Source organism: Heminiphilus faecis, assembly GCF_008728965.1.
In the GTDB taxonomy this organism is placed as follows: Bacteria; Bacteroidota; Bacteroidia; order Bacteroidales; family Muribaculaceae; genus Muribaculum; species Muribaculum faecis.
The window spans coordinates 75,890-101,440 of record NZ_VSMC01000003.1 but is presented as its reverse complement, the minus strand read 5'-3'; the positions used below and the strand labels follow the sequence as shown (position 1 = coordinate 101,440).

General features: G+C 48.2%; 19 protein-coding genes. 7 read left to right on the top strand and 12 right to left on the bottom strand.

Going from position 1 to position 25,551, the window contains the following annotated elements:
• The first annotated feature begins 59 nt into the window (after nucleotides 1–59).
• Together FW767_RS02345 and FW767_RS02340 are read left to right on the top strand one after the other, a co-directional pair.
• Nucleotides 60–869: a TrmH family RNA methyltransferase gene (locus FW767_RS02345; protein WP_121698116.1), complete on the top strand. Its 810-nt coding sequence runs from the start codon at nucleotides 60–62 to the stop codon at nucleotides 867–869.
• Nucleotides 870–1,343: 474 nt separating this feature from the next.
• Nucleotides 1,344–3,164 carry an AAA family ATPase gene (locus FW767_RS02340; RefSeq protein ID WP_121698117.1) on the top strand — a complete coding sequence of 607 codons (1,821 nt, stop codon included), beginning with the start codon at nucleotides 1,344–1,346 and terminating at the stop codon, nucleotides 3,162–3,164.
• A gap of 1,010 nt (nucleotides 3,165–4,174) precedes the next feature.
• Here FW767_RS02340 and rpmA read toward each other — a convergent pair.
• From rpmA to FW767_RS13105, 3 genes are all read right to left on the bottom strand, one after another.
• Entirely contained in the window at nucleotides 4,175–4,438 is a 264-nt protein-coding gene (gene rpmA / locus FW767_RS02335) for a 50S ribosomal protein L27 (protein ID WP_121698118.1), read from the bottom strand.
• A 21-nt stretch (nucleotides 4,439–4,459) separates the two neighbouring features.
• Nucleotides 4,460–4,780, bottom strand: a complete 321-nt coding sequence (gene rplU, locus FW767_RS02330; protein ID WP_121698119.1) for a 50S ribosomal protein L21 — start codon at nucleotides 4,778–4,780, stop codon at nucleotides 4,460–4,462.
• A 251-nt stretch (nucleotides 4,781–5,031) separates the two neighbouring features.
• Complete coding sequence (locus FW767_RS13105) at nucleotides 5,032–5,175, bottom strand: hypothetical protein (RefSeq protein ID WP_205523784.1); 144 nt, start codon at nucleotides 5,173–5,175, stop codon at nucleotides 5,032–5,034.
• Between the two features lie 240 nt (nucleotides 5,176–5,415).
• Here FW767_RS13105 and FW767_RS13285 point away from each other — a divergent pair, with 240 nt between their 5' ends.
• Entirely contained in the window at nucleotides 5,416–8,001 is a 2,586-nt protein-coding gene (locus FW767_RS13285; RefSeq protein ID WP_235897984.1) for an alpha/beta fold hydrolase, read from the top strand.
• Between the two features lie 22 nt (nucleotides 8,002–8,023).
• On the opposite strand, the gene FW767_RS02315 is transcribed toward FW767_RS13285, so the two are convergent.
• The 7 genes from FW767_RS02315 to FW767_RS02285 all read right to left on the bottom strand — a co-directional run bounded on the left by FW767_RS02315 (nucleotide 8,024) and on the right by FW767_RS02285 (nucleotide 16,427).
• Complete coding sequence (locus FW767_RS02315; RefSeq protein WP_147438686.1) at nucleotides 8,024–9,670, bottom strand: tetratricopeptide repeat protein; 1,647 nt, start codon at nucleotides 9,668–9,670, stop codon at nucleotides 8,024–8,026.
• Between the two features lie 125 nt (nucleotides 9,671–9,795).
• Complete coding sequence (locus FW767_RS02310; RefSeq protein WP_147438687.1) at nucleotides 9,796–10,218, bottom strand: hypothetical protein; 423 nt, start codon at nucleotides 10,216–10,218, stop codon at nucleotides 9,796–9,798.
• 235 nt (nucleotides 10,219–10,453) lie between these two features.
• Nucleotides 10,454–11,737 (bottom strand): O-antigen ligase family protein, encoded by a 1,284-nt coding sequence (locus tag FW767_RS02305; RefSeq protein ID WP_205523783.1) that lies wholly within the window; start codon nucleotides 11,735–11,737, stop codon nucleotides 10,454–10,456.
• Nucleotides 11,738–12,123: 386 nt separating this feature from the next.
• The gene (locus FW767_RS02300; RefSeq protein ID WP_121698122.1) at nucleotides 12,124–13,962 is read right to left on the bottom strand and encodes a transglutaminase domain-containing protein; all 1,839 of its coding nucleotides are present in this window, start codon (nucleotides 13,960–13,962) and stop codon (nucleotides 12,124–12,126) included.
• Nucleotides 13,963–14,111: 149 nt separating this feature from the next.
• A complete protein-coding gene (locus tag FW767_RS02295; RefSeq protein WP_147438688.1) occupies nucleotides 14,112–14,477 on the bottom strand; it encodes a hypothetical protein in 366 nt (121 codons plus the stop codon).
• Between the two features lie 85 nt (nucleotides 14,478–14,562).
• Nucleotides 14,563–15,006, bottom strand: a complete 444-nt coding sequence (locus FW767_RS02290; RefSeq protein WP_147438689.1) for a hypothetical protein — start codon at nucleotides 15,004–15,006, stop codon at nucleotides 14,563–14,565.
• On the bottom strand, nucleotides 15,003–16,427 hold the full coding sequence (locus FW767_RS02285; RefSeq protein WP_121698125.1) for a C39 family peptidase: 1,425 nt from the start codon (nucleotides 16,425–16,427) through the stop codon (nucleotides 15,003–15,005). The genes FW767_RS02290 and FW767_RS02285 overlap by 4 nt, the downstream gene beginning before the upstream one ends.
• A gap of 418 nt (nucleotides 16,428–16,845) precedes the next feature.
• On the opposite strand from FW767_RS02285, the gene FW767_RS02280 reads away from it, so the two are divergent.
• From FW767_RS02280 to FW767_RS02265, 4 genes are all read left to right on the top strand, one after another.
• The gene (locus FW767_RS02280) at nucleotides 16,846–17,496 is read left to right on the top strand and encodes a MarC family protein (protein ID WP_121698126.1); all 651 of its coding nucleotides are present in this window, start codon (nucleotides 16,846–16,848) and stop codon (nucleotides 17,494–17,496) included.
• Between the two features lie 23 nt (nucleotides 17,497–17,519).
• The gene (locus tag FW767_RS02275; protein WP_121698127.1) at nucleotides 17,520–18,935 is read left to right on the top strand and encodes an MATE family efflux transporter; all 1,416 of its coding nucleotides are present in this window, start codon (nucleotides 17,520–17,522) and stop codon (nucleotides 18,933–18,935) included.
• 106 nt (nucleotides 18,936–19,041) lie between these two features.
• Nucleotides 19,042–19,887, top strand: a complete 846-nt coding sequence (locus FW767_RS02270) for a DUF3737 family protein (protein ID WP_121698128.1) — start codon at nucleotides 19,042–19,044, stop codon at nucleotides 19,885–19,887.
• A gap of 2 nt (nucleotides 19,888–19,889) precedes the next feature.
• Entirely contained in the window at nucleotides 19,890–21,059 is a 1,170-nt protein-coding gene (locus FW767_RS02265) for a MalY/PatB family protein (RefSeq protein WP_121698129.1), read from the top strand.
• 95 nt (nucleotides 21,060–21,154) lie between these two features.
• Here FW767_RS02265 and FW767_RS02260 read toward each other — a convergent pair whose 3' ends face one another.
• Both FW767_RS02260 and FW767_RS02255 read right to left on the bottom strand, forming a co-directional pair.
• On the bottom strand, nucleotides 21,155–23,362 hold the full coding sequence (locus FW767_RS02260) for a HEAT repeat domain-containing protein (protein ID WP_121698130.1): 2,208 nt from the start codon (nucleotides 23,360–23,362) through the stop codon (nucleotides 21,155–21,157).
• Between the two features lie 15 nt (nucleotides 23,363–23,377).
• Complete coding sequence (locus FW767_RS02255; RefSeq protein WP_235897980.1) at nucleotides 23,378–25,513, bottom strand: HEAT repeat domain-containing protein; 2,136 nt, start codon at nucleotides 25,511–25,513, stop codon at nucleotides 23,378–23,380.
• Nucleotides 25,514–25,551: the final 38 nt, after the last annotated feature.

The following is a 25,551-nucleotide window of genomic DNA, read 5'->3' as shown; positions in this document are numbered from 1 at the left end:
TGCTTTGTGCCGGATAAAATCGTTATCTTTGCAGCCTTAATAGTAATATATACTTCATTATGCCGGTCATAGAGATATCATCGTTATCGCAGGATGGTGTGGAGGTTTTCTCTGCACTAACCGAGGCGCAGCTGCGCAACCGACTTCATAGCGAGCAAGGGTTGTTTGTCGCTGAAAGTCCTAAAGTAATAGATGTGGCGCTCAATGCAGGCTATGTTCCGGTATCATTGCTTTGCGAGCGTCGTCACATAGCCGGTGACGCTGCCGCCATCATCGACCGGTGTGGTGACATCCCTATATATACCGGCGACCGTCAACTGCTCGCCTCGTTGACCGGTTATAAGCTTACACGTGGAGTATTGTGTGCCATGCGTAGACCAGAACTCCCCTCTGTAGAAGAAGTGTGTCGCGATGCACGGCGCATAGTTGTCATTGACGGCGTGGTCGATACGACCAATATCGGAGCCATATTCCGCTCGGCAGCCGCTCTCGGCATCGACAGCGTGCTGCTGACCCCGTCATCGTGCGACCCTCTTAACCGCAGAGCCGTCAGGGTGTCGATGGGTTCGGTGTTTCTTGTGCCATGGACATGGCTTGACCGACCCGTGGCCGATCTCGGCACTCTTGGGCTACGCACTGCCGCAATGGCTCTGTCCGATGACTCCGTTTCGCTTGATGACCCTGCACTTATGGCCGAGCCGCGGCTTGCTATAGTCATGGGCACTGAGGGCGACGGCCTTGCGGCTCATACCATAGCCTCGACCGATTATGTAGTGCGTATACCTATGGCCCACAATGTCGACTCGCTCAATGTGGCCGCTGCAGCCGCTGTCGCATTCTGGCAACTTCGGTACCGCAATCTCCGATAACCGCCGGTATTTCTGTCAGGATTTTTTATGTAGTGATGATAAAGAAAATTTGGAAATTTATCAGGCATTGGTTATATTTGCCGCATAATCGTCATTTCATGATATGGAATGACCGGTTTTAATTCTTTTTAGATCAACTAAAAACACAAGGTCAACACAATGACACGTAACTCCCTACAACATCTTAAGGTGCAGGATCCGCCTCCTGAGGCAGGTCTTGGATGGGCGTTGCGTTGACAACTCCCCTTAGACATTTTTAATCACCGAGGTCAAGGATGACAGGGTGTGCTGTGTCTGCACGGTTGCAGATGCCGGCGCATGGTCAGCCTCAAGGGAGTACTTTGACATTGTGGACTCGGGGTCTGCGGCAAAGGCGATGCAGGCATCGCGGCAGGACTCCGGTATGTGTGTTAACCGACTGTGACATGCCATGCGTGTCACAGCTCTTATATATTAATCTAAAAAGAAACAATTATGGATATAAATGATAAGATTTCAGTAGGTGACCTCAAGATACGTCCCTACGATTCAACAAGTAAAATCGCTTCCGAAATACCGGGAGCCGAACTGTTTGACAACCGCAATCACTTCATCCTGTTCGCTCACCAGACCCATGTGGCCGTCTATATGTCGATTATCAATAAATTGGCGTTGAAGAGTACCTCTCGCGGCGTAAAGGTAGGCATACTTGCGGTGACTCTCCGCGATATTGATGACGATGACCGCGCGGTGGGTGCACGCAATATCGTTAATTTCGCTATGTCACGCTCGGAGTTCATGCGCTATGAGCGTCTTGACGTTTATGTGCCCGCTACTGATATCAATCCCTACCATCGCTATCGGGTGACGGTAGAAGCCGGCCGCATGGAATTGGAGTCGCGCGAGATACGCTTCTTCGCCCTGAAGGAATTGCGTCTGCCCACCAAGTGGTACTCTCCGTTGAAGGGTAGCGTGCTTATTGGTTGGCCCGAGTACTATGGTGTCGCTTCTCCCGGCTCCGGACTCGGCAATGAGGCTGTTGTAGAGTTTCAGCTCGAAAACATGCTGCCTGTCGAGATCCATAGCCTTCCTGAAGTGGAGATAGCTCTGATACGACCTGACGGAGTGGAAGAGAGGCAGCTGCTCATACCCTCGCGGCTGTCGGCCGATGATGACGACAGGAAGTTATTGTCGGTGAGGTGGAGCTTTGATATAAATCATGAAGTGAAAGGCGTCTATTGTGCGTGTCTTCGTTGTATGACCTATGTTTTTGCCACTTTCCTGTTTTCCAATGAAGGGGCCGTTGTTGAGAATCCGTGGACTGCGGAAGAGCTGAAGCAGCGCACCGTGACCGATGCCTCAATGTTCGGGAGGGCCTTTGGCGATATGGTCGAGAAACACGGTTCCGTTCCTGATGAAATGCCTGACACTACTGAAGAAGCGCCCGATGGTAATAAGGCTCCGGGACTTGACGACCTTGTAGGGCTCGCATCGCTCAAGCAGCGCATGGCGCAGTACACGGCTCTCGTGCGTTTCAACAGACTACGCGAGGATGCCGGATTTTCAAGTCTGTCACTCCCGCTTCATTCCATGTTTCTCGGATCGCCGGGAACAGGTAAGACTACCGTAGCCAAGATACTCGGCAGTAAGCTTCGGGAGCTTGGTGTGCTGTCAAAGGGCCATGTCGTGGTGCGCGAACGGGCTACTCTTATAGGTAAATACTACAGTTCCGAATCGGAGAATACTCTGGCTGCCATCGAGGAAGCTGAAGGCGGCATACTGTTTATTGACGAGGCGTATCAGCTTTGCCAGCCCGATGACCCGAAAGATCCGGGACGTTTCGTCATCGAGACTCTTATGACGGCCCTTGCCGATGAGTCGAAACGCGACTGGATGCTTATATTGGCCGGCTATACCGAGCCGATGCAGCGGTTGTTTGACATTAATCCCGGACTGCGTTCACGCATACCTCAGAGCAATATCTTTACCTTCGAGGATTTTAATGGACCGGAGCTTATGGAGATTGCCGAGGGCTATCTGCGACGTAATCACTTCACTCTTGACGAGCAGGCGCGTCATCGGCTGTGCCGCCGCCTTTCCGCCGATTATGCCAATCGCGACGCCGATTTCGGCAACGCACGTCATGTCATCAATCTGATTACGACGTCGATTATCCCTGCCGTGGCCTCGCGTGTGTCGCAGTTGTCTGATCCTGACAAGGAGCAGCTGACTACTATATTGCCGGCCGACATCCCCGCCGATGTCCCGCAGCCTACATACCTCCGCGCCTACCGGCGCATCGGCTTTGCCGTGTGAGGCTGCCGCCGGTTATTTGATTTATTGAGCGGGTTTTATTAAATATGCATATTCCGTGTATTTACAAAAATATGGATTTATAAGACAATAGTAGCCTTATAGTATGCGAGTAATGTGACCTGATGGAGGTTTTCCTACGCAAAGTTGTGTTACGAATGGTCTTGTCAGGGTGTTTGCAAGGCTATTTGATAGTGTGGAGAGAGTCTGTTATGTCTCTGACATGTGGCGGGATGATAGTGAGTGTATCAGAGGCGCTTGATGTGTGTAGCTCCACGATAAGCGCGTTAGCGCGGTTCGTGGGATAGGTTGTCCGTCGGTCAATGACATCGCGTCGGGGACGCGAGACATGTCCGTAGGGGATTCGCCTGTGAGCCTGCAAAGGCTCCTGCCAAATGTAAGCCGGGGACAAGGCATACGTAGGATGCCGCAGTCTCCGGTTGTCAGGGTCTCATCGCATCAATGATGAGTCTGCAAAGACTCATGCCTGCATCGTGCAGTCAGTAGCCATAAGCACGAGTCTTGTCAGACTCGCAGCCATTTGACACCAAATTTCCAATCCGGACACTTCGTGCCCGGCTAACAAACAGCACGAGCCTTTACAGGCTCGCAGGATGAATAGGGCAATGTTGAATGAGTCAGTTGGTTGTTACTGCTAATGTAGGTAGGGACGCCAGTATCACGGCGTCCGGCTGCGACCGTATGGTCTTCTACAATTGCTCTGCCATAGGCCATCCGGATTTGCGGGCGCCACTATTGTATGTCGTGTTCCGGGTATGCGACCTGTATGGCCATCCGGATTTGCGGGCGCCGTACTACTGGCGCCCCTACCAATCTGCTGTATTTGACACTTCAACCGGTTTTTGCAGCTAATCCCTTATAACGCCCTGCTTGTATGGCCCTCCGGGTGTGCGGGGTGTACTCGCGGGGCCGACGTTGTGTGTAGACATAAAAAAGCAGCTTCCGGATACCGGAAACTGCTTTTTTTGTTGTCGTTGTTGAGCGCTTGGGCGTTATGCCTTTGCGTCGGGAGTGACATTGATGTACTGGCGGCCGCCTTTACCCTCGGTAAAGAGCACTACACCGTCAACAAGAGCGTAGATGGTATGATCCTTGCCCATGCCTACGTTTTCACCCGGATGGTGCACTGTACCGCGCTGGCGCTTGATGATGTTGCCTGCTTTAGCGTGCTGGCCACCAAAAATCTTAACTCCGAGTCGTTTGCTTTCCGACTCACGTCCGTTCTTCGAACTACCTACACCTTTCTTATGTGCCATTTCTTTAAGATTTTAATGGGGTTAAGCTACCAAATCTTTAATCACTATCTTGGTGAAGCACTGGCGATGGCCGTTTTTGCGGCGATAGCCTTTACGTCTTTTCTTCTTGAAGACGATTACTTTGTCACCTTTTACGAGCGGCTCGGCCACTTCGCATACTACTTTGGCTCCTTCAACGGTAGGAGCGCCAACTTTAACGTTACCGTCGGCATCAAGGAGGAGCACGCGGTCAAATTCTACTGCGTCGCCCGCTTTTTTGTCCTCGCCGAGAAAGTGAACATACAAGAACTTGCCGGCTTCTGCCTTGAACTGCTGTCCTTGGATTTCTACAATAGCGTACATTTTATTTGATAATGTTACTTGTTAACTCCGTCAGGCGAGCGGCTCGGGCCACTGCTTCTTCATGCCTGTGCGGAAAAATTGCCCACAAAGTTAAAAAAAATATTCCATATAGCCGCTATATGGAATAAAATTCCATGAAATTATTTTGCTGTTAAGAAAGTCTCAACCGCTTTTAACCGGCCCAAGTTCTTATTGGCGTCCGGTACCGTGGCAATTGAAGCAACGTCCTGTGCCGTGGCATGACGGGTAGTCTATCCAGCTCTTGGAGTCGCTGCCTGTATAGTAGCTGGTATATCTGACTCCATCAAAATGATGTTTTTGGAATCCGGCTTGACCGGCTGATATCCCGAAAGCAGAATTACAACAAGCAATAATACTTTTTTCCAGTGTGCCATAATTTGATTGTTTTATATAGGGCAAAAATACGGAATATTCTTTGTCGGACTGAAATATCGGCCCTGCTATTTGCCGGGTTCGGGTTGAATATCTAAATATTTAACGCTAAGGGAAGAGCATTTTTGCGGTCGGAATATTTTTTAGCGGTCAAACGGGCTATTATTGCGATTTATTGACTAAATTAGTTGGGCCGTTGTATACCGACGGTACGTTATTGATAATTATATAAACCAATCAATATGAATCGATTATTTGTAACATTTATGCTGACACTGTTGACTGTTACAGTGTCGGCAGCGCCGTCAAGAAAAGTCATCGATGACGGTGGAAGCGGCCCTTATAAGGCCGAAGCTGTTTCCGAGGCATCTCTGCCCGGTTTTGTTGTATATCGTCCTTGCGACATGTCTGCCGCAGTGACTCATGAAGGCCCTCTGCCGCTTTTTGTATTTGCCAACGGAGCGTGCAACGACACATCGTTGCCTTATGAACGTATGCTTAATGACCTTGCCTCCTACGGGTATTTTGTGATAGCTCTCGGGGAAATGCAAGATAGTATAAATGACCGCGAACTTCGTAAGTCACCTACCGAGGACATGAAGTTGGCTATGGATTGGGCCGAAGCGCAGAACGGTGATAAAAAGAGTCCGTATTATGGTTATATCGATATGGAGTTTGTTGCACTCGGCGGTCATAGTTGCGGAGGTGCGCAGACGCTTGCCAACTGTGCTGACAACCGGGTGAAAAGCTGTATTATGTTCAATGCCGGCATGGGCGACATGGAGATGGCCGGCGCGAGCCCCGAGTCGCTTAAAAATCTTCATGGCCCAATTTTATATCTTGTCGGGGGTGATAGCGATATGGCTTACCGCAATGCACTGTCGGATTATGACCGTATCGATAATGTGCCTGTGGCGTTTGCCAATCATCTCCGTGCCGGGCACGGAGGCACATTTCATGAACCTTACGGAGGCTCATTCTCCCGCATGCTGAGGGCGTGGCTTAGCTGGCAGTTCAAGGATCAGCGCGCTAATATAGACGTATTTTTGCGTAATCGCCTCAATGACTTTCCCGACTATACGATGAAGGCCAAGAATTTCCCTGACAGTAACGACCCGTTTACCGTCAGGGAAATAAACTGCAAGAGCCGCGACGGTAAAAACATATGGGGAAAGGCGTATATTCCCAATACCGCCGAGGCCAAAAAACCGTTGGTGATAATGGCCCACGGCTATAACAGCAGCCATTATGAGCCGCAGGACTACGCAGCTACTCTGGCCATGCGCGGAGTGGCAAGTTATGTATTTGACTTCTGCGGTGGCGGCAATAATAGCCGTAGTGATGGAAAGACTACCGAAATGACTGTGTTTGCCGAGCAGGAAAATGTGGAGGACATAGCACGTCAGGCCAAGACTTGGGATTTTGTCGACACTACCCGCATGGCTCTTCTCGGATGCAGTCAGGGCGGGCTCGTGGCAGGTCTTACTACGGCTGCCAATCCCGACCTTTTCAAGGCGCTTGTACTGGTCTATCCGGCATTGACAATCCCCGATACCGCTCCCATGATGCTCAAGCGCTTTGACGCCGACGGCGGACGTCCGCAGGATGTTATGGGCATGAAGCTCGGCCGTGTCTACTATGAGAAGATCAACGGCCTCGACATGCTCGATACGATAGGCGCGTTCAAGGGAAAGGTGTTTATTGTCTACGGCGACAAGGATATGATAGCCGTAGGCGGTACTATGGATAAGGCCAAGTCGCGTTACACCGACTGCGAGACGATGACAGTGAAAGACGGTACCCACGGCTTCCCTTCGTATGAGCATCACGAGCAGGCATGCGGAGGCATAGCTGATTTTCTTACTCGCGTGCTTGCCAAGCCCCGGGAGCGGGGGCGCTATGTATTTGACTCTAAGTACCCCGATGTCCATGACCCTGTCATGGCTTATGAGGACGGTAAGTACTACATGTTTACTACCGGATATGGTGTGGGCATGATGTCGTCGCCCGACATGATAGAGTGGAAGCAGGAGAAGGCTCCGCTCGACCCTATCCCCGAATGGCCTAAAAATCCGGTACCGGCCTATGGTGGTCACACTTGGGCTCCGGATATAATTAAGGTGGGTGACAAGTGGTATCTGTATTACAGCTGTTCTACATTCTACAAAAATATATCGGCTATAGGTGTGGCCGTAAACAACACTCTCAATCCCGATTCGCCCGATTACAAATGGGAGGATCTCGGCATGGTCATCATGTCGCAGCCCGGAGTAAATGACTGGAATGCCATCGACCCCAACATCATCATAGACAAAAAAGGCCGTCCGTGGTTCACATTCGGCTCTTTCTGGGATGGCATACAGCTCGTGCAGCTTAAAAAAGACATGAAGACCCCCGTTGGAGAGCCCAAGACTATAGCACGCCGACGCAATCCCGCATCGATGGCGCACTTGCAGCCCACGGCCAACAACAATGCCATCGAAGCGCCATTTATCACGTATCATGACGGTTACTATTACCTTTTTGCCAGCCACGATTTCTGCTGCAAGGGATTGAGCAGCAACTACAAGACGGTTGTGGGCCGAAGCAAAAACGTTACCGGCCCTTATCTTGACAAGGAGGGGAAGGACATGGCCGCTACAGGCGGCACACTGCTTGTTGGCGAAAGCGACAAATACAGTGGAGTAGGGCACTGCAGCGTCTATGAATTCGACGGCAAATGGTACATTGCCGCCCACGCCTACGACAAGAGCCGTAACGGTGCGAGCAAGCTCTTCCTCCGCGAGATACGTTGGGACGACGGCTGGCCCGTCATCCTCGACAAATAAAATTAAGCAGGAAAATATATATTTATAGCCGACAAAGAAACATGTCGCTATCGGCGGCGCGGCTGCGTTCTATCTGGGAGCGCAGTCTGCGCCGTCTGACGTAAAAATTGCCTTTTGACATGCCGGTGAACAAGCACACCGCTTTGGCCGAGAAGCCTGCATATAAGTATGTCAGAAATGCCACGTCGTCAGCATCAAGTTCAGGGAGTTGCGACTCAAGCCGGGCGATTATGCCATTCATATGTTCGTTTACAATATCTTTCAGCTTTGACAGTTCTGACGGGCATCGCAACTCCGTAAGCATCTTGACTATATTGTTATAAACCGACTTTTGTAGTTGTGGCGAAGGCGCATTTAGGGCCTCGTAATACTGGTCGCATAATCTGTTCAGTGTTCTGAACCGTTCGCGAAATAGTGTATCGACCCTGTCATGCAGTCGGGAGGTTTCAGTACGGGTGTCATTGAGCTGACGACTTATCTCGCGTATGTCATTGACATGCTTTCTTATTTCCGCATTTTTCATTGACAACTGTAGTCGCGCCACTGTTGCTACTCCTATTGTCAGCGCAAGCAGTCCGCATGCTATGATTATACCTGTTCGTCTTGCCCGTTTTGTATTGTCGGTCGCAGCTTCAGTCTGTATGTCGGCATACTCGAGTTCTGCCCCGGTCACGGTATGTCGCAGTGCTTCCGACAGTATTCTGTCTTGTCGGCTTACCATGCGCCGGTAGTCGGCTATCATGCTGTCGTGCCGGCCCTCCATGAGGTGCATCTTGTAGCGCGCCATATCCACCTGTATGGCTTCAGCGCTTGCCGTCGAGCCGCGTTCTATGCAGGCTTGGGCTTTTTCAAGATTACCGTTGTGCATATGTATTTCCGCAATGTTGGCATAGTCCTGCCCGGTAAGCGTGTATACCTGACGGTATTTGGCAAGCTCTGTCGCGGTCTCGGCTGCTCTTTGATAGTCATCGGTATATAGCAGTGGTCTTACAAGTGCACTTAGGCAATGGGCCCTGAAAAGAGAGTCGCCTGACGGCAATTCGAGCAGACTGTCGAGCAATGCTATGCTGCGTTGGTGTTGGCGGTCATTGTAGTATGCGATGGCAAGGTCAAGTTCCGCATAGGTGGTCTCGCGCGGCAGTCCCGCCTTGCGGTAATACTCACGGGCAAGGAGGCGATAACGTAGCGCGCGGCTTGCGCTGTAAGTGGCGTTATACAGGTCGGCCATCAGCTCATAGGCCCGTGCGGTCTCGCGGTCATCTGTTATGGCGAGCGCTATGCGCAGGGCTTCTGACGCGGCTTTCATGCTTGCCGCATAGTCACGTGAATTGCACTTTATGCAGGCAAGATAGTAGTACGACATCTCTTTATAGAGGTCATCATTACGGTCGGCATAGTAGTCTATGGATATATTTATGAGCGAGTCGTCGGTAACGTCGATATAGTTCTTGTCAAGTGCGCGGGAGTACATCAGAGCGTAGACGGCACGGTCTCTGTCATCGGTCAGGCTGGGGGAGTCTATACTGTCAAGTAGCGAAAGAGCCGCCTTCGGATTGTCATCCATCAGCCGATCCGCCTTGTCGAGTATTGCACGTTGGCTATCATGGCCTGTGCAACTGTATAGTAATAGCGAAAACAGAGTCAGTAACTTTGCGATATGTAGGTTCATGCCGCAAAGTTACTATATCCTGACGGCATAATCTACCAATATAATACCCTATTATTACATCACCCGATAAAAAATGCAGAAGGACGTTTGGCAACACCTCGGTTTTGTTTGTTGAGATAATTCAGTTAATCAGAAGTGAAGTTTAGAATTGAGTTGTAGTACAAATTTCTAATACACATTCGTGTTGGCGAGATAGAAATAATTTCGAGATTATTGATATAGTTTGCTTTATTGATAGTGACAATGTATTTACCCTGTGGGGTTTTACCGACTTTATTATAATCAAAGTTTGTCACGGGTGCATTTGACAAATAGAAGTTTACAATGCCTTCATGTCTTCCGTTTTCACTGTATATGAAAGATGTGACTTCTCCATTCTCAGAAAATCGCCACCCTTGTTTAGGTGGTATGGGATAGGTGTCAGTAGAAAATTCGGCATACCATTCTTTATTACTAAAATCGGATAAATTGAACGTTTTTGTTTGTGATGTTGCCGAAGTATAAAACCCTATTATTAGGGAAATAATAATTGTTGTAACCTGTTTCATAATTAATGGAAATTAAAGTTTAATGTTTTATGTATGGTGTTAGTTGCAGTTGCGTACTTAATTTCTTGGGATGTGCCAATAATAAGCTGTTGTCTGAAGTATTAAATACCTGATAAATGACTGTGATGTGTTCCCACGGGCTATCAACGGTCAGGCGTGTTTCTTTTTTTGACATTAGTTATTAATAATTTAAGTGATATATAATGTGAAAAAATGATTGATAATAGCTGAATATTCAGCTATTATTGGTGTCAATGAACTGCCGCATTTTCTTTTTTATTGAAAGCGTGTAGGTGCTTTCTATTTTTTCTTTCGTCGATATTATGTCGTGTGCCACTTTCAGCGCCTTTTCCGTCATACCGATGTCGGAATATAATTCCCACAATTTATAACGTGGAATTATCCTGTTTGGCAGCATTGCCGATGCTTGCTTAAAGTAATACTCTGCCGATACGAACTCCAGTTTTGCATAATGAAATGTTCCGATGGCGACAAAATTTTCACAAGAAGGAAATGCGTCGTTAATGCGCGGATTGGATATCATATTTTTATCTCGCGACAGTTGTGCCATATAATAATCATTAAAGTTGCGATTACCGACATATTTATTATATAAATCATCTTCAATGTCTTTTCCTGACTTATATAACTCGTTAACTGCATTGTTGAGTTTTAGTAGACTGTGGTATTCACCTGATGATACTATTATTGCAGAAAGTGATATAAATGTAATGCCGGCTTTTATTGGCATATTGAACTTAAATCTATATATCGAGGGTAATTCCAATCTTCCTGATAATACTGAAATGAGTATTAATAGCGGTAAAGATTCTGACGGGTAAGAAAAACCGGCAAATACCATAAATGCCACAATGCATGACAATAAAAAAGAGTTTTTCTGACCGGATGCTTTGAATGTCAATATAATAACTCCTGCCGTCAGCACTATTCCAAAAAGTCCGTATCCTACAATGATACCTATATATTCATTAAAAGGGTATATTATATTGTCGGCAACGGATATGTAGGGCGATTTCATATGCTCTGTAAAATATTGTGCCTGTACCAACATATATTCCCTGTGAAAGGCTCCTTCTCCAAGACCGAAGACTGGATTCCGGAGCATAAGGGGTATTGATATATCCCATATCATCATTCGGCCTTTAGCCGATGGACTATGGCTTCCGATTATTATAAGCAGCAAAATGCCGGCGCATATTAGCGTTGTTATCACCTTGCCTAATATGACAATTGATCCGACATGCATGTAAATGACGTATAAAATACCGGCTATCAGTGCTGCCCATGCTGCTGTGGAGCTAAGTATATATAACGCCGAGAGCTGTAACAGTATGCATATTGATGTTATGTGTCGATAATGCTTTATGAACAATAGGGAGGCAGTTATACCCAGAACGATATAGCATGCTGCGGGTGCGGGATTGTCAAATGATCCGGTACACGGATATACAATGTTGCCGCTCGGTATTAAGCCTGTGTGTTGTGCAAAAATTATCATTGATTGTAGCATGGATGAGATTAATACGCCGATTACAATTATATTTGTTGATGAACTCATTCGGGAAAATATGTAACACAATGCCACGGCTGAAATCAATAGAAATACGGTATAGTCAACATGCTCTCTGCCGGTCAGCAGTATTCTGATAACATAATAAATGATGCATACCGTAAGGCCTATATCTGTCACGGACAGTTTTATGACTCTGTTGTTATGCCGACTGAAGACCACCACAATCGCGATGCAACACAGTGCTGCTGTAGATATGTAAGCGGCTGCAATCTCCCTGTTCATCGGGGCATTGATATATCCGCATAACAATGGGCCTGTTATTACCATACAAGTGGTAAACAGAGAAATGAACACTCCGGTTTTATTTCTAATTACAGCCATATCTGTTTGCCGTTTCGGATTATAAAATAGCGGTAGCTTTCCATGTCGCGTACAGTATCGCGTATATATAGAGGCGTGTTGCCCGGTAACGATGCTTCTATACTTTGTCCGTGAGCTTTGAAGCGGCCTATCAGTTCATGCGAGCCGTTGATTAGACCGAATATTTCATAAGTACGTCCTTCAACCGGGCGGCAATCCTCTATTCTCGGATGATATGATATCTCTGCGATAGTGCTTTTATGCCCTAAATCAAGTCCGGCCCAAGCATAATCGCCATACCCTTGTGGTGCGTCAAAAGCCGTATATACGTCACCGTCAAAAACTTTGTCACATGTCGAGCCGGAGTTATACCATGAACCTGCCGTACCAATGCATTGCCCGCTCAGCTTATGGCCGGCATCGTCATAAAACATTATTTCGGCTACATTACCGTTGGCACCATTGGGTGCTACATAGCGTACGTAGCGATATTTATTGCAGTCAGGAATTCTTACTCTGCTGAAAGCGGCAGTCGGTATATCGGTTATCGTATATAATACTTTTCTGTCGCTGAAGTCGGCATTGTCAGCGCCTTCAAATACTCCTCCCTGCATCCTGAAAAGCATTGATTGTTCGAAGCCTATATCTTTTATTTCCAATAACTCGTATCCGTTATTGCCTGAAAGCACATTTATGCGACCCGATGCTTCCATCATAAATGGATGTCCGACGATATTGTATTGTCCGTTTATTAGAACCGCCGGAGCGTACAATATATCTTTACCTATATTCCGGAATCGTGCCGTATCATTCTCTGCATTGGTTATTGCTACGGAGGTTGTAGCTCGTTTGCCTGCGGAAAGTAAGTGTATCTCGCTATTACCGTATGATTTGTCTACCGGTACTGATGCCGAATAGCGGCAGTCGTTATATTCATCGGATACATCAGTTGTTGAGGCGAAATCATCACGGTAAACTTTTGCTTTCTTCAGTCGTGTGCCGAGATGCTCTTCCCCCGGAGCATACTCCGTACCCATAAAAGATGTGTGTTTGCCGTCACCGATGTAAACGCTGTTCCATGCGTGGCCTCCGGTACTGTTGGGCCATGCGGGAGTGAAATCGCGGGTAACCGGTATGGCAAGTGCACGCATGGCAAACATTGCCAATGCACACATTTCATCGCAAGTGCCCCGAGGAGTAGCCATGCACATGGAGTAGTTCATCGGCGGTACGGGGTACGTTACCCAAGTGAAGCGTGGAAGCAATCTGTTCACCATAGAGCATGCTTCGGCTATTGTTATGTCGGGATTGGTGTCGAAAAACTTCTGTAAATCGCTGAATGTCATTGTAGCTTTTTGACGCCAGTTTTCAAGAGGCTCATGACCTATGCGGTAGGGCAATATCTCTTCGCAGAATGTCTCGAAATCTATCTGCTCTTTCCACGGCGCTTTATCCCATGAATCAAATGAACGGTCGATGTTGTCAATCAGATATTTAGCTGATATATGCTTTACGTCCTCCTTAATATGCGGTTTCCCTATGCCATGACTGTGCAGCAATGAATCTTTATCCTTAATGTCATACCATCTGTATAGAGCAGCGGCGACATCTTCCCACGGAGCATCGTATTCTTCGGTATATTTACCCGGCATGTTTATGATAAGAAATTCGGCGGCACGCAGCTTCATACTGTCATCTTTGTTTGTCGAATAGTGGTTGAGCACAGTTTCAAGCTCAGTGCGGTTATCTCCCGCAAGCTCAAGAACATATTCGATTTCGGCGGAGTATCGGCCGCCTGAACAGCATGACAATATTGTGGCCAATGCGATAGCAAATATATATCGTAGCATATTTATAGGGCATTATAAGAGGCTGTGCCGTTAACCTTAATTACGACACAGTCTCTTGAGTATAATCAAATTACATGGTAGTCCATAAAAGATGATGATATAATGGATATAGAAATGGCTTGTACTATATCATGATAATTATTGACTCATCATTCTTCTTGACGTATTTTTAGTGTTTTGGGGTATCTTGGATTGTTTATATCAACAATTTGAAGGACAGTGTCATTTAGAACTATTATTTTAAAGACAACGGTAAGTCTTTTCCATGGGTCATTTGGCGTTGGCCTAAATCGTGGATTTGCTATTATGTACTTCCCGTTTTTTGATTTTCCTATTTTTGAATTGTCAAAAACTTTATCAATAGTATCCGATAGATAATATGGTGTAGTTGTCTCTCTTCGTCCATAATAATATGTGAAATATAATGATTCTGTTTCAGTGAAGTGTATTCCTTCTGATGGATGGTTCCCGCTACTGAATTGCAATTCCCAGTCTTTTCCTATAAGTTTGTCCATCGTTGTTTGTGCATTTGTCGGCAAAAACGACATTATGCCAAAGATAATGAAGACAGGCCATTTCATAATAAATGTAAATCAATGTCTAATTTTTAAAGTATGGTGTTAATCGCAGTTGCTGACTTAACTTCTTGGGATGTGCCAATAATAAACTATTGTCTGAAGCATCAAGTACCTGATAAATTACTGTGATGTGTTCCCACGGACTATCAACGGTCAGACGAGTTTCCCAATCGACAATTATATATTTACCTGATTTGTTTTTCCCTACCTTAGACTTGTCAAAAACTGTGTCAGGAGTGCCGGATAAATAATATGGTGCAGAAACTTCAGCACGACCGTCATAATCAACAAACGTATATATGTTTTTATCATCGAATCGGTAACCTTCGTAAAGATTTTCCGATGGTTTTTCAATGAATAGCCATTCATGTTTGGTGAGTTGGCTTGTAGTTATTATTGTCGTTTGAGCCGACATCATTGAGTAGCAAAACGAAATTGCAATTATTAAACAATGTATAGTTTTCATCTTTTTTTGACTTTAGTTATTGTAATGTTTAAATCGTAGAAGTAATCAGTAGGTGCAGTGTATATTTTTGCATCAGTTGGATCGACATATATTAAATGTTGTTTTTCTGTATAACCAATGATTAGTACGCAATGATAAGAATTATCTCCTCCTGATATGGTACCTAATATTGGTATGTTGTTGGTTAGTGCCTCATGAAATGTAAAGAATGGTCGCACCTCGAAGAAATGACTAACAAAATCACGTTCTCTTTCGAAAAAAGAAACCCCCGTTTGATTATAATATGTAGTAATTTTTATAGGTTCGCCATCTGGCCCTTTATAAAATTGTATATAAAATTTGTCTAATTTACCTTGATCCAGAGGGTCTTCTAAAAGTATTGATGCATTGACCATTGAAGTTGAAACGCATGTATTGCTTAGTTGGCTCTCAAATGTCATTGATTCAATATTGGGCCTTATTAGTTTGTCGGTAGAGGACTTTACATATGGCTTAGGCTTACTATCATCTGTCCCGTCATTGTTGTTACCACCGTTACCTATATTTCCGTTGCCGGGCCGATCGTATCCGGGAGGGAATACGGGTGGGGTGTTGTTGCCGCCGGGATATGAGGGTCCGGGAGGCTGATATGGAGGAGGAAGTGTCGGCACCCCACCGCCGGGGTTGGAGCCGCCACCGTTACCACCACCGTTGCCTACTACGTCTACATTGGGCAGTGTGATGCCGGAGCCGAACTCGCCGCCACTTCGGGAAGTGGCAACGAGTTGACGTGAAATGTTTTTTGCTCCGATCATACGCCTCATTTCATCAATAAGCGCGTTATAATCATCATAGGGCTCGTACAGCGACAGACGCCTTACCCCCTTCCCGTCGCGATACTGCTCGATCATGACGGTGTAGTTGGTTGTTACAGTCGCGTACGTTACGATGCCGGAGAAGCCCCGCTCACCATTGTCGCCGCACATGAACATGTCGCTGATTTTTTCGCGGTTCATCGTGGCGCAGTCGGCTGCCGGTATTATTGAAGCGAGGAAGCATGCATAGTATCCGGCGGGGTAGCGGCACACAATCAACCGTTGGTAAATGGCTGTCGAGTATGACTCCTCGCTTACTTCCGGGTCAATGTAGAACGAGCCTGAATACCGGGCCTCGGTAAACAGCGCGACATTGTAGACAGTCATGTCATCGCGCACCACGGTGGTAACGTCGGTCCAGTCGGCGGCGATTGCACCCGGGTGCATGCCGATGAGTTCATACTCGACCTCCTGTGATGCATACTCGTTGAAATACTCGCGCGCCGCCTCGATGTCGGGAGGCAGATGTTCGTCGACTGCCTCGGGCGGCCGCTCATCGGTGTCGCATGCCGTGAACAGCATCAGCGACAGGGCCAAAACAGGCCATAGCTTTTTTAAGTGATACATGATGTAAATAAATTAATGTATTAATAGGCCGCGAAGTGTCGAAAATGACCCTGTCGGACATAGGCAAAGTTATGGCCCGCGCAAGAAATACGACGAAAATCAACCCGATTCAATATTGAACAAGCTCCTTCGCAATTGTTTGAAATACAGAGCGATATGGCGGTGTGGATTTTTAATTTTTGAACAAAAAATAGCCTTTTGCGTAACAGGCTGATTATCAGCGCATTGCTTGCGATGTTATATGTGATGGTATAAGATGTTATGCATGATAAATGCTTCTCTTTGATTATCAATAAGTTAAACTAAGGAGCGGTCAGCCGCCGGCAATTGTTTGGCGCTTGCTGATTCAATGTGCTGATAAAAGTGATATTGTGAAAAATAAGTAGTAACTTTGCGGCGACTATAAACCGATTATTGTATGGACAGTCTGCTTCCGTTCGCATTTATTTGCTTGACGTCGTTTTTTACATTGACCAATCCGCTCGGCACCATGCCGGTATTTCTTTCGATGACCAAAGGCATTGACAATGAACAGCGTGCACGCATTGTCAAGCGTGCCACGATAGTGTCGTTTGTCATTCTCATCAGTTTTACCGTGTGCGGTCAGGTGCTGTTCAGTCTTTTCGGCATTTCGACCAACGGCTTCCGTATTGCCGCCGGCTTCATTATCATGAAGATTGGCTTTGACATGCTTCAGGCCAAGTATTCACATACGAAGCTGAAGGATGACGAGGTGAAAGTGTATGCCAACGACATATCGATAACACCGTTGTCGATACCGATGCTGTGCGGCCCCGGGGCCATAGCCAACGGCATCATGCTCATGGAGAATGCCGCCACATGGGAGATGAAGGCCACGCTTATAGGCAGCATCGCCATCATATATCTGCTGACATACCTCATACTTCGGGCGTCGACACGGCTTGTGCCTATACTCGGCGAGACGGGCAACAACGTCATGATGCGTCTTATGGGACTGATACTTATGGTGATAGCCGTGGAGTGCTTCGTGGGAGGCCTGAAACCTATAATGGTCGACATCATCAAGGCGGGCAACGGACTGTTATGATGCCAGTCATGCAGGTGTGACCTATGAAACTTACTGAAGGCACCGAACTGTTAGGGCTTATAAGGTCGGGTGGTGAACTTGACGGCCGCCGTAAACTGCTCCTTACCGTGAAGCTGAGCGCTCCCGCGATTGTGGCGCAACTGTCGTCGATAGTCATGCAGTTTATCGATGCTTCGATGGTGGGGCATCTCGGCGCCGAGGCATCGGCTTCGATAGGTATCGTGTCGACCACCACATGGCTCTTCTGGGGCATGCTCACTGCGCTTGCCACGGGATTTTCGGTTCAGGTGGCCCATGCCATAGGAGCCGGCGAGTTTTCACGCGCACGCTCCATATTTCGTCAGGCCATAACCTCAACGGTTGTGTTCAGTCTGTTGCTGGCCGCCGTAGGGTGCGGCATAAGCGGCGGTCTGCCGCGATGGCTCGGGGGCGCCGATGACATATGCCACGACGCGAGTCTGTACTTCTTTGTGTTTGCACTGTTTCTTCCCGCTCTGCAGCTCAACTTCTTGGGCGGGGCCATGCTGCGTTGCAGCGGCAACATGCACGTGCCGAGTCTGCTTAACATGCTCATGTGTGCGATGGATGTGGTATTTAACTTCTTTCTGATATTTCCAGCTCGTGACATAGATATATTCGGCGTGAGTATGTCTATGCCGGGAGCAGGTCTCGGAGTGCTTGGTGCCGCGCTCGGCACGGTACTTGCCGAGACTGTGACTGCAGTGCTGATGATGTGGTATGCTTGTGTACGTTCCAAGGACCTGAGCATTTTAGGGGTCAAGGGCGGTTTTCTGCCTACGCGCGACTGTCTGAGAAAGGCTGCGCGTATATCGCTTCCAATGGGTACCGAGCATGCCGTGCTGTGTGGCGCACAGATATTTCTTACAGTCATCGTGGCCCCGCTCGGCACCTTCGCTATCGCAGCCAATGCCTTTGCCATAACAGCCGAGAGTCTGTGTTACATGCCGGGCTACGGCATAGCCGACGCGGCCACCACGCTTGTGGGGCAGAGCCTCGGCGCCGGACGTCGTGAGCTCACCCGCAGTTTTGCGTGGATATCGGTGTGGCTCGGTATGGCGGTCATGACTGTCATGGGTGTAATTATGTATATTGCAGCTCCATCGATAATGGGTGTTATGACCGAGGTAGTGCCGATACGGGAGCTCGGTGCCGCCGCATTGAGGATAGAGGCTTTTGCCGAGCCTATGTTTGCGGCGTCGATAGTGGCTTACGGTGTTTTTGTCGGTGCAGGTGACACTCTTGTGCCGAGTGTGATGAACCTTGGCAGTATGTGGGTGGTACGTATCACTCTTGCCGCCATATTGGCTCCGGCCATGGGGCTTCAGGGTGTATGGCTGGCTATGTGTATCGAATTGTGTTTCCGAGGTGCCATATTTCTTATTCGTTTGCGCTACGGACGCTGGATGCGACGGATTTGACATAACCCTGCAAAAATGGTATGTACTTGAATAAAAATGGTAATCGTACATAGGACCGGAACTTGTAACTTTGTACCCTACGAAAAAATATACAATACTAAATGATATGGAACTTATAAAGGATAGAGAGTTTGGCGGCGAACGTCCGTTGTTCGCATCACACGGTCTGATGCTTGAGAATGTCACTGTACATGCCGGCGAGTCGGCTGTCAAGGAGTGCCGCGACATTACGGCTGTCAACTGCCGGTTTGAGGGCAAGTATCCGTTTTGGCATGTCGACGGTTTTGTTATAAAAAACTGTCTGTTCACTTCGGGCGCGCGTGCGGCGCTGTGGTACTCGCGCGGGCTTCAGATGAGCGATACTCTTGTCGAAGCGCCGAAAATGTTTCGCGAGATGGACGGTATAAGTCTCGAAAACGTGACTATTCCTGATGCGCAGGAGACTTTGTGGCACTGCCGTAATGTGAAATTACGCGACGTGCGTGTCGACAATGCCGATTATCTTTTTATGCATAGCGAGAATATCGATATAGACCGCTACGTACAGAACGGCAATTACTCCTTTCAATATTGCCGCAATGTCACCATACGCAATGCGGTTATAAACTCCAAAGATGCTTTCTGGGGAACTGAAAATGTCACGGTCTATGACTCGGAGATAAACGGGGAATACCTCGGCTGGCATTCGCGTAATCTGCGACTCGTAAACTGCCGCATATCAGGCACGCAGGCATTGTGCTATGCGAGCGGACTTGTTATGGAAAACTGTACGATGGATGCCGACGCCGACCTGTGTTTTGAGTACAGCACTGTAAATGCACGGCTTACCGGACACATTACAAGTATAAAGAATCCGACTTCAGGACACATTGTCGCCGATAGCATAGGCGATATAATAATAGATGGAAACGTCAAGGCTCCGGCCGATTGTATAATCGACATAAGGAAGTGATTATGCGATATGACTTTGACGAGATAGTGGACCGTCGCGGCTCAGGCTCCTACAAGTGGGATAGCGCGGCCGAACGTGACACGCTACCGATGTGGGTGGCCGACATGGACTTCCGTACCGCTCCTGCTGTCGTGGAAGCCTTGCGGAGGCGAGTGGAACACGGAGTATTCGGCTACACGCTGGTGTCTGAGGAGTACTACACGGCTGTCATAAACTGGTTTGGCCGGCGGCATGGACTGGAGTTGAAGCGTGAATGGTTTATCTACACGTCAGGTGTGGTGCCGGCTGTGTCGGCTATAATAAAGGCTTTGGCTTCACCGGGTGACGGTGTTCTTCTACTTACTCCTGTATACAATTGTTTCTTCTCATCGATAAGAAACAACGGTTGCCATGCGGTGGAAAGCGCATTGCTGTATAATGACGGAAAGTATACCGTAGACTTCGATGACTTCGAGCGCAAGGCTTCCGATAAGGCCGTAAAGCTGTTTGTATTATGTAACCCTCATAATCCCGGAGGCCGGGTATGGAGTGCCGACGAGTTGCGTCGGCTCGGTGATATATGTAGCCGTCACGGAGTTATTGTCGTGGCCGACGAGATACACTGTGAACTCGTCTTTCCGGGATATCGCTATGTGCCTTTTGCTTCCTTAGGGCCGGAGTATCGTGACAACTCGGTGACATGTGTGTCGCCGAGCAAAGCGTTCAACACGGCAGGGCTTCAGATAGCCAATATAATAGTTTCCGATACTGCACGGCGTGCGCTTATAGACAGAGCCATAAATGATAATGAAGTGTGCGATGTCAATCCGTTTGGTGTTGTCGGTCTTATTGCGGCATATAACGAGGGTGAAGAGTGGTTGAGTCAGCTTTTGGAGTATCTTTACGACAACTATATGTACATGAAAGAATACATTGAAGCCCGTTTCCCTAAGCTTACCGTAACGCGTCTTGAAGGCACTTACCTCGCATGGATAGACTGCCGGGCACTTGGACTTACGTCTGTTTGCATAGAGGATAGTCTTATGGAGCAAGAGCATCTGTGGATAAACGGAGGCACTCATTACGGCGCAGCCGGTGAGGGCTTCGTCCGCATCAATTTCGCTTGCCCTCGCAGTACTCTCGCATCAGGCCTTGACCGTTTTGCCCGCTGGATCAGTAATCGCTGTCAGTGATGGCTATACTGACTACCACAGTATGTATATCATTAAAAACAAGAACGGAGCCACACGATATTGGTGCGGCTCCGTTCTTGTAAAGGTTATTGGTGTCAGTTTTGCATACGGTTGAGGGTCTGCAACAGCTCGGCGCTAAGAGTGTCGGGTAGATCATCGCGTTTGAGCATATGATTGCAGAAGTCTATGATTTCCTGACGACGTACCGAATGGTTGAACCATCCGAGTGCCTCGGCCATAGTCACGCGCACTGCGTCGGAGTTGGCGGAGTCCTCGATTATGCCAAGGTATAGGTCAAGGTAAGGATGATAAGGATTGTTGCGTACAAAACGTATTGACGATATGCGCTTGTCATCGCTCAGAGTTGTGTCGGCAATCTCGTCGTTGGTGCGCTTCACGAAGTTATTGTGAGTGCGTTTAAGTCCATTGATCACGCGCTCTTTTTCCGCTACCGCATTGTAGCGGTTTGACGAAGCATAGTAGTCCTCAACGGCTTTCACTACGTCGTCTATGGGGAAAAGCGACAGTGAATTGCTGGCGTTGTATGCCGCACGTGCGCGCTCGTTTCCGTCAATGTACAGAAGTATGAGAGCGGGAAGTAACGAAGGATCACCTATGTTTCCGGCATGGTCGGCACTCAGGCGTGCCACCAGTTCATAAGGATCATTGATGCCAAGCCGTACGGCCTCGGTGAAATCGGAGTTATTGTAACGGCTAAGCAGTTTTACAGCTTCCATGCGCACAGTGTTGAAGGGTGAGGTGCGGTAAACCTCAAGCAGCATGGGCGACAAGGTGCGGTCGGTGTCTGCGTCGGCAAGCATACGCAGCGCAAGTGACTGGACGTCGGCGTAGGGTGAGCCGAGCAGACCTTTCCAATAGTCGGTATCGGTCTTGCGCAGAGTGGCGTCGGCTGACATGGTGTTGGCTTCCACAGGAGCGAAGCGTAATGTCGGGTCACCCATCAGATGGCCTTCAAGTGTAGCTACAAGACGGTTATACTGTCCCACACGCATGCCATGAGAGAGCAATCCTATCATCTCGATTGTCCAGCGGTCCTGAAGTACATTGCGGGTGTTTCCCTGAGCGGCGAGGGTACCACCATCGTTGAACAGATATTCTCCGGCAATGTAATCGTCTTCGTGGAACGACCCATTGTAGCATGCGTCAAACATAACTATCTTGGGCCATGTAGTACGGTGGTGAAAGTCTTCGGCCTCGATGTTGATTTCGCTGCTCTCTATAGAGTCGCGGCGCCAGTATTCAGGATTATTCAAATCCTTGAAGAAGTCATCGGTTAGTGCATACTCCTTGGCAAAGGCTTCGACAACTTCGTTCTCCGGATTGCCTTTCTTTATGGCGCGCCGTACCCGTGAGTATATTGATTTTTTGAGCAGATCGTAACGGTCTTTGTCAGACATGGCCGGCTTACTGCCGTTTATGTACTGGGTAGTGGGAGCGCCGTGTTCATGAAACATGAACAGGTCTACTTCAGGACGTTGCAACTCATCAAATAGCTTGTATTTCATTGGGTGCATCATCCTGAAGTTCCAATGCTTGAAGTCGGTTGCGGTGTTGAATGCGAGAGGAAAATTCTCACGATAGGCTTTTTCCTCGTCCATCCATGCTATGAGGCAGTCTGAGTTGTAGCCATGACCGTTGAATGACACTACGCGGTCGAGTCTGTCATTCTTCATTGCTTCCTTGGCTTTGGCAGCCTTGTCAAGAAACCGGGCTACAGCTTCGTATTTGTCGCCTCCACGCAGTTTAGGATAACGTATACGCGCCGAGTAAAATGTAGGATTCAGCCTCTGTGGGGAGTCCTCGGTAAGTTCATAGTAGAACAGATGGGGCTGTTCCTCGTCCTGCTTTAGAAAACGGAAGTCCATGTCAAGACAGTCATAAAAGCGGTCGGAAGGTACCGATGACTCGATGAACGGAAACTTGTCTTCATTCATTTTGAATGCTGTGGTCATATGTTGGGCATTTCTTACCATAGCTACGGGCACATCGCCTACGAGCACTATGCCTTCAAGACCGGGAGCTTCGCTGTATACTTTCTTTATGGCATCCTTGACATCCTGCGGCGACTTCCAGTCGTCGCGTACTATGTAAGCGGCAAGACCGTCATTCTGTACGGCATCGCGGTAACGCATCATTGCGGGCCGTGTGGCTTGGTAAGTGGCGTTGTCGGTTATTATGGCAAACGCCACGGATATGTCTTGTCGGGTCGGTTTTTCCACCACGGGTGCTGCCATAGCGCCCAATGCGGCGCATCCGAGCAGCAGTGTATATATAAATTTCATATCGGTAATACGGTTTTATTTAAGTCGGAAATAAGTACGTCGCGCCTCATCTTTTATAGCTTTTGATGAGCCGGAGGATTTACGCAGACGATCACATGCCGCCATTATCTCGTTGCGGCGGTATGATTTGTCGTACCATGCGAGGGCTTTGATCATGGCTATGCGTACATCTTCGTCCTCGGCAGAATCTTCCATCAGTGCGATGTATTCTGGCAGCGAGGCATGGATGTTATTGTTGCGCAGACTGTTGGTAAAAGCTATGCGCCATGTCTTGTTCGCATTTTTGTCAAGTACGGTGGCGTCACTCTCGGCGCGGTAAGCATAGGCTTTGCGCAGTTTGGATGCAAGTTCTCCTGATTTTCCGTCAAGGGCTTTATCGACGGCTTCGTCACTGAAAGCGCGCAGTATCATTTCGATATTGAACGCCACACGAGCTGACTGATTGTCGGCGAAATATGCATCGACAAGCACAGGCACATACTCGTCATGACCGACGCGGCCCATCCAGTTGGCGGCTTTGCGGCGTATGAATTCATTAGGATCGTTAATGGCTTCGGCAAGTATTTGGTCAAAGTTGGCGTCGCCGAGTTTTTCAAGCAGGCTCATGGCTGTATAGCGCTCCATCGCTACAGGAGATGTGCGGTATATTTCAAGCAGTATGGGCGACAGGCCTTTGTAGCCGTGGCGCCACAGACGGTGCAAGGCCAGACTGCGTACGTCGGGGTGGGTGGTTCCGAGCAGTTCGAGCTCGGCATTCTCGTTATAGGGGCGGCTGAGTATTTCGGTTATGTCGATGTCGTCAGACGACGGTGCAAAACGAAATGTCGGGTCTCCTATTATGTGGCTTTCAAGGATATTTGTTTCCTGTGCCCAATGTCCTACGCGGCTGCCGAGCCATAGTAGTCCGAGCAACTCGTTGGCTTGTTTGTCCTGAAGTACATTGACGCTGTTGGCGAATGTGGCAACGCACTTGCCGTCAGAGAATATATAGCGGGCAGCTATGTTGTCAGGCTCGCGGAAGTCGCCGTTGTAGCAGGCATCAAATATGACCATGCGGCTGTTGGGAGCCGTTTCGGTTATGTCAGCCAGCACGAGACCGCGGCGCAAATCGCTCAGAGAGTCGGCTTTTATCATTTCCGGCTTGTCATATCCGGCCCACCAAGAGGAGTCAAATCCCATATCGGTGTACTTGCGGCTGAAGTCGGCGAGTTTGGCGGAGTCGCCATTGCAGCGTCGGGCCATGTCGCGCATCGATTCCTTTATGAGGTTTATGGCGTCGTCAGCATATTCAACTTCAGGAGTGCCTGACAGATATTGGCGTTCCGGCATGCCGTGTTCATGAAATATCGACAGGTCAAGATCATCGCGGCGAAGCATGCTCATGACATCTTCCTTCGGATACTCGCTGAAGTTGTAGCGCATAAAGCGTGCACGTCCGGGAGCGGTGGGCGAATCAAATGTTCCGGGCATCTGCTGGCGTATGGTTAGAGCCTCTTGTGTCCAAGCCGTAAGGGAATTGGAATAAGAGCCTTCACCGGTGTATGAGAAGAATTGATCAAGTTTATTGCCTGACTGATGCTCTTTTACTGCCTTGTTGAAAAATTTCTTAATCTGCTTATGCGGATCCTCTCCGTTCTTGACGGGTTTTACCCGGGCGGAATAGATATCACATTTTATCTGTTGCGGAGAGTCGGCCGCAAGTTCGTAATAGAAGAATGTCGGTTTTTCCGGGTCCTTCTTAAGAAAATCAAATTTCAGATTGAAGTCATCATAGAAGCGGTCAGAGGGTACTGAAGAGTCAACAAACGGATATTTTTCTTCATCCATTTTGAAAGCAGAGGTCATGTGCTGGGCCTTGCGTATCATGGGGACCGGTATGTCGCCTACCAGAACCACACCCTCAAGATTATGTTTCTTATGTAGATTCTTTATTGCTTTTTTTACTTCTTCCGGTGATTTCCAGTTGTGATGCACGATGAACGTAGGAAGTTCTTCTTCGGCAAGTACGTCGGCATAGTTTTGCAGCTCATCGGCACATGCCTGCCATGTAGGAGTGTCGGTGATTACAGCAAATGACGTTCTGGTTATTTTGGCGGCCGGCTTGACAATGGTCTGTGCCTGAATGCCCAGACACAGACTGCTTAAAGCCATACAACCTATTAATGATCTTAATTTCATTATCGGTAATT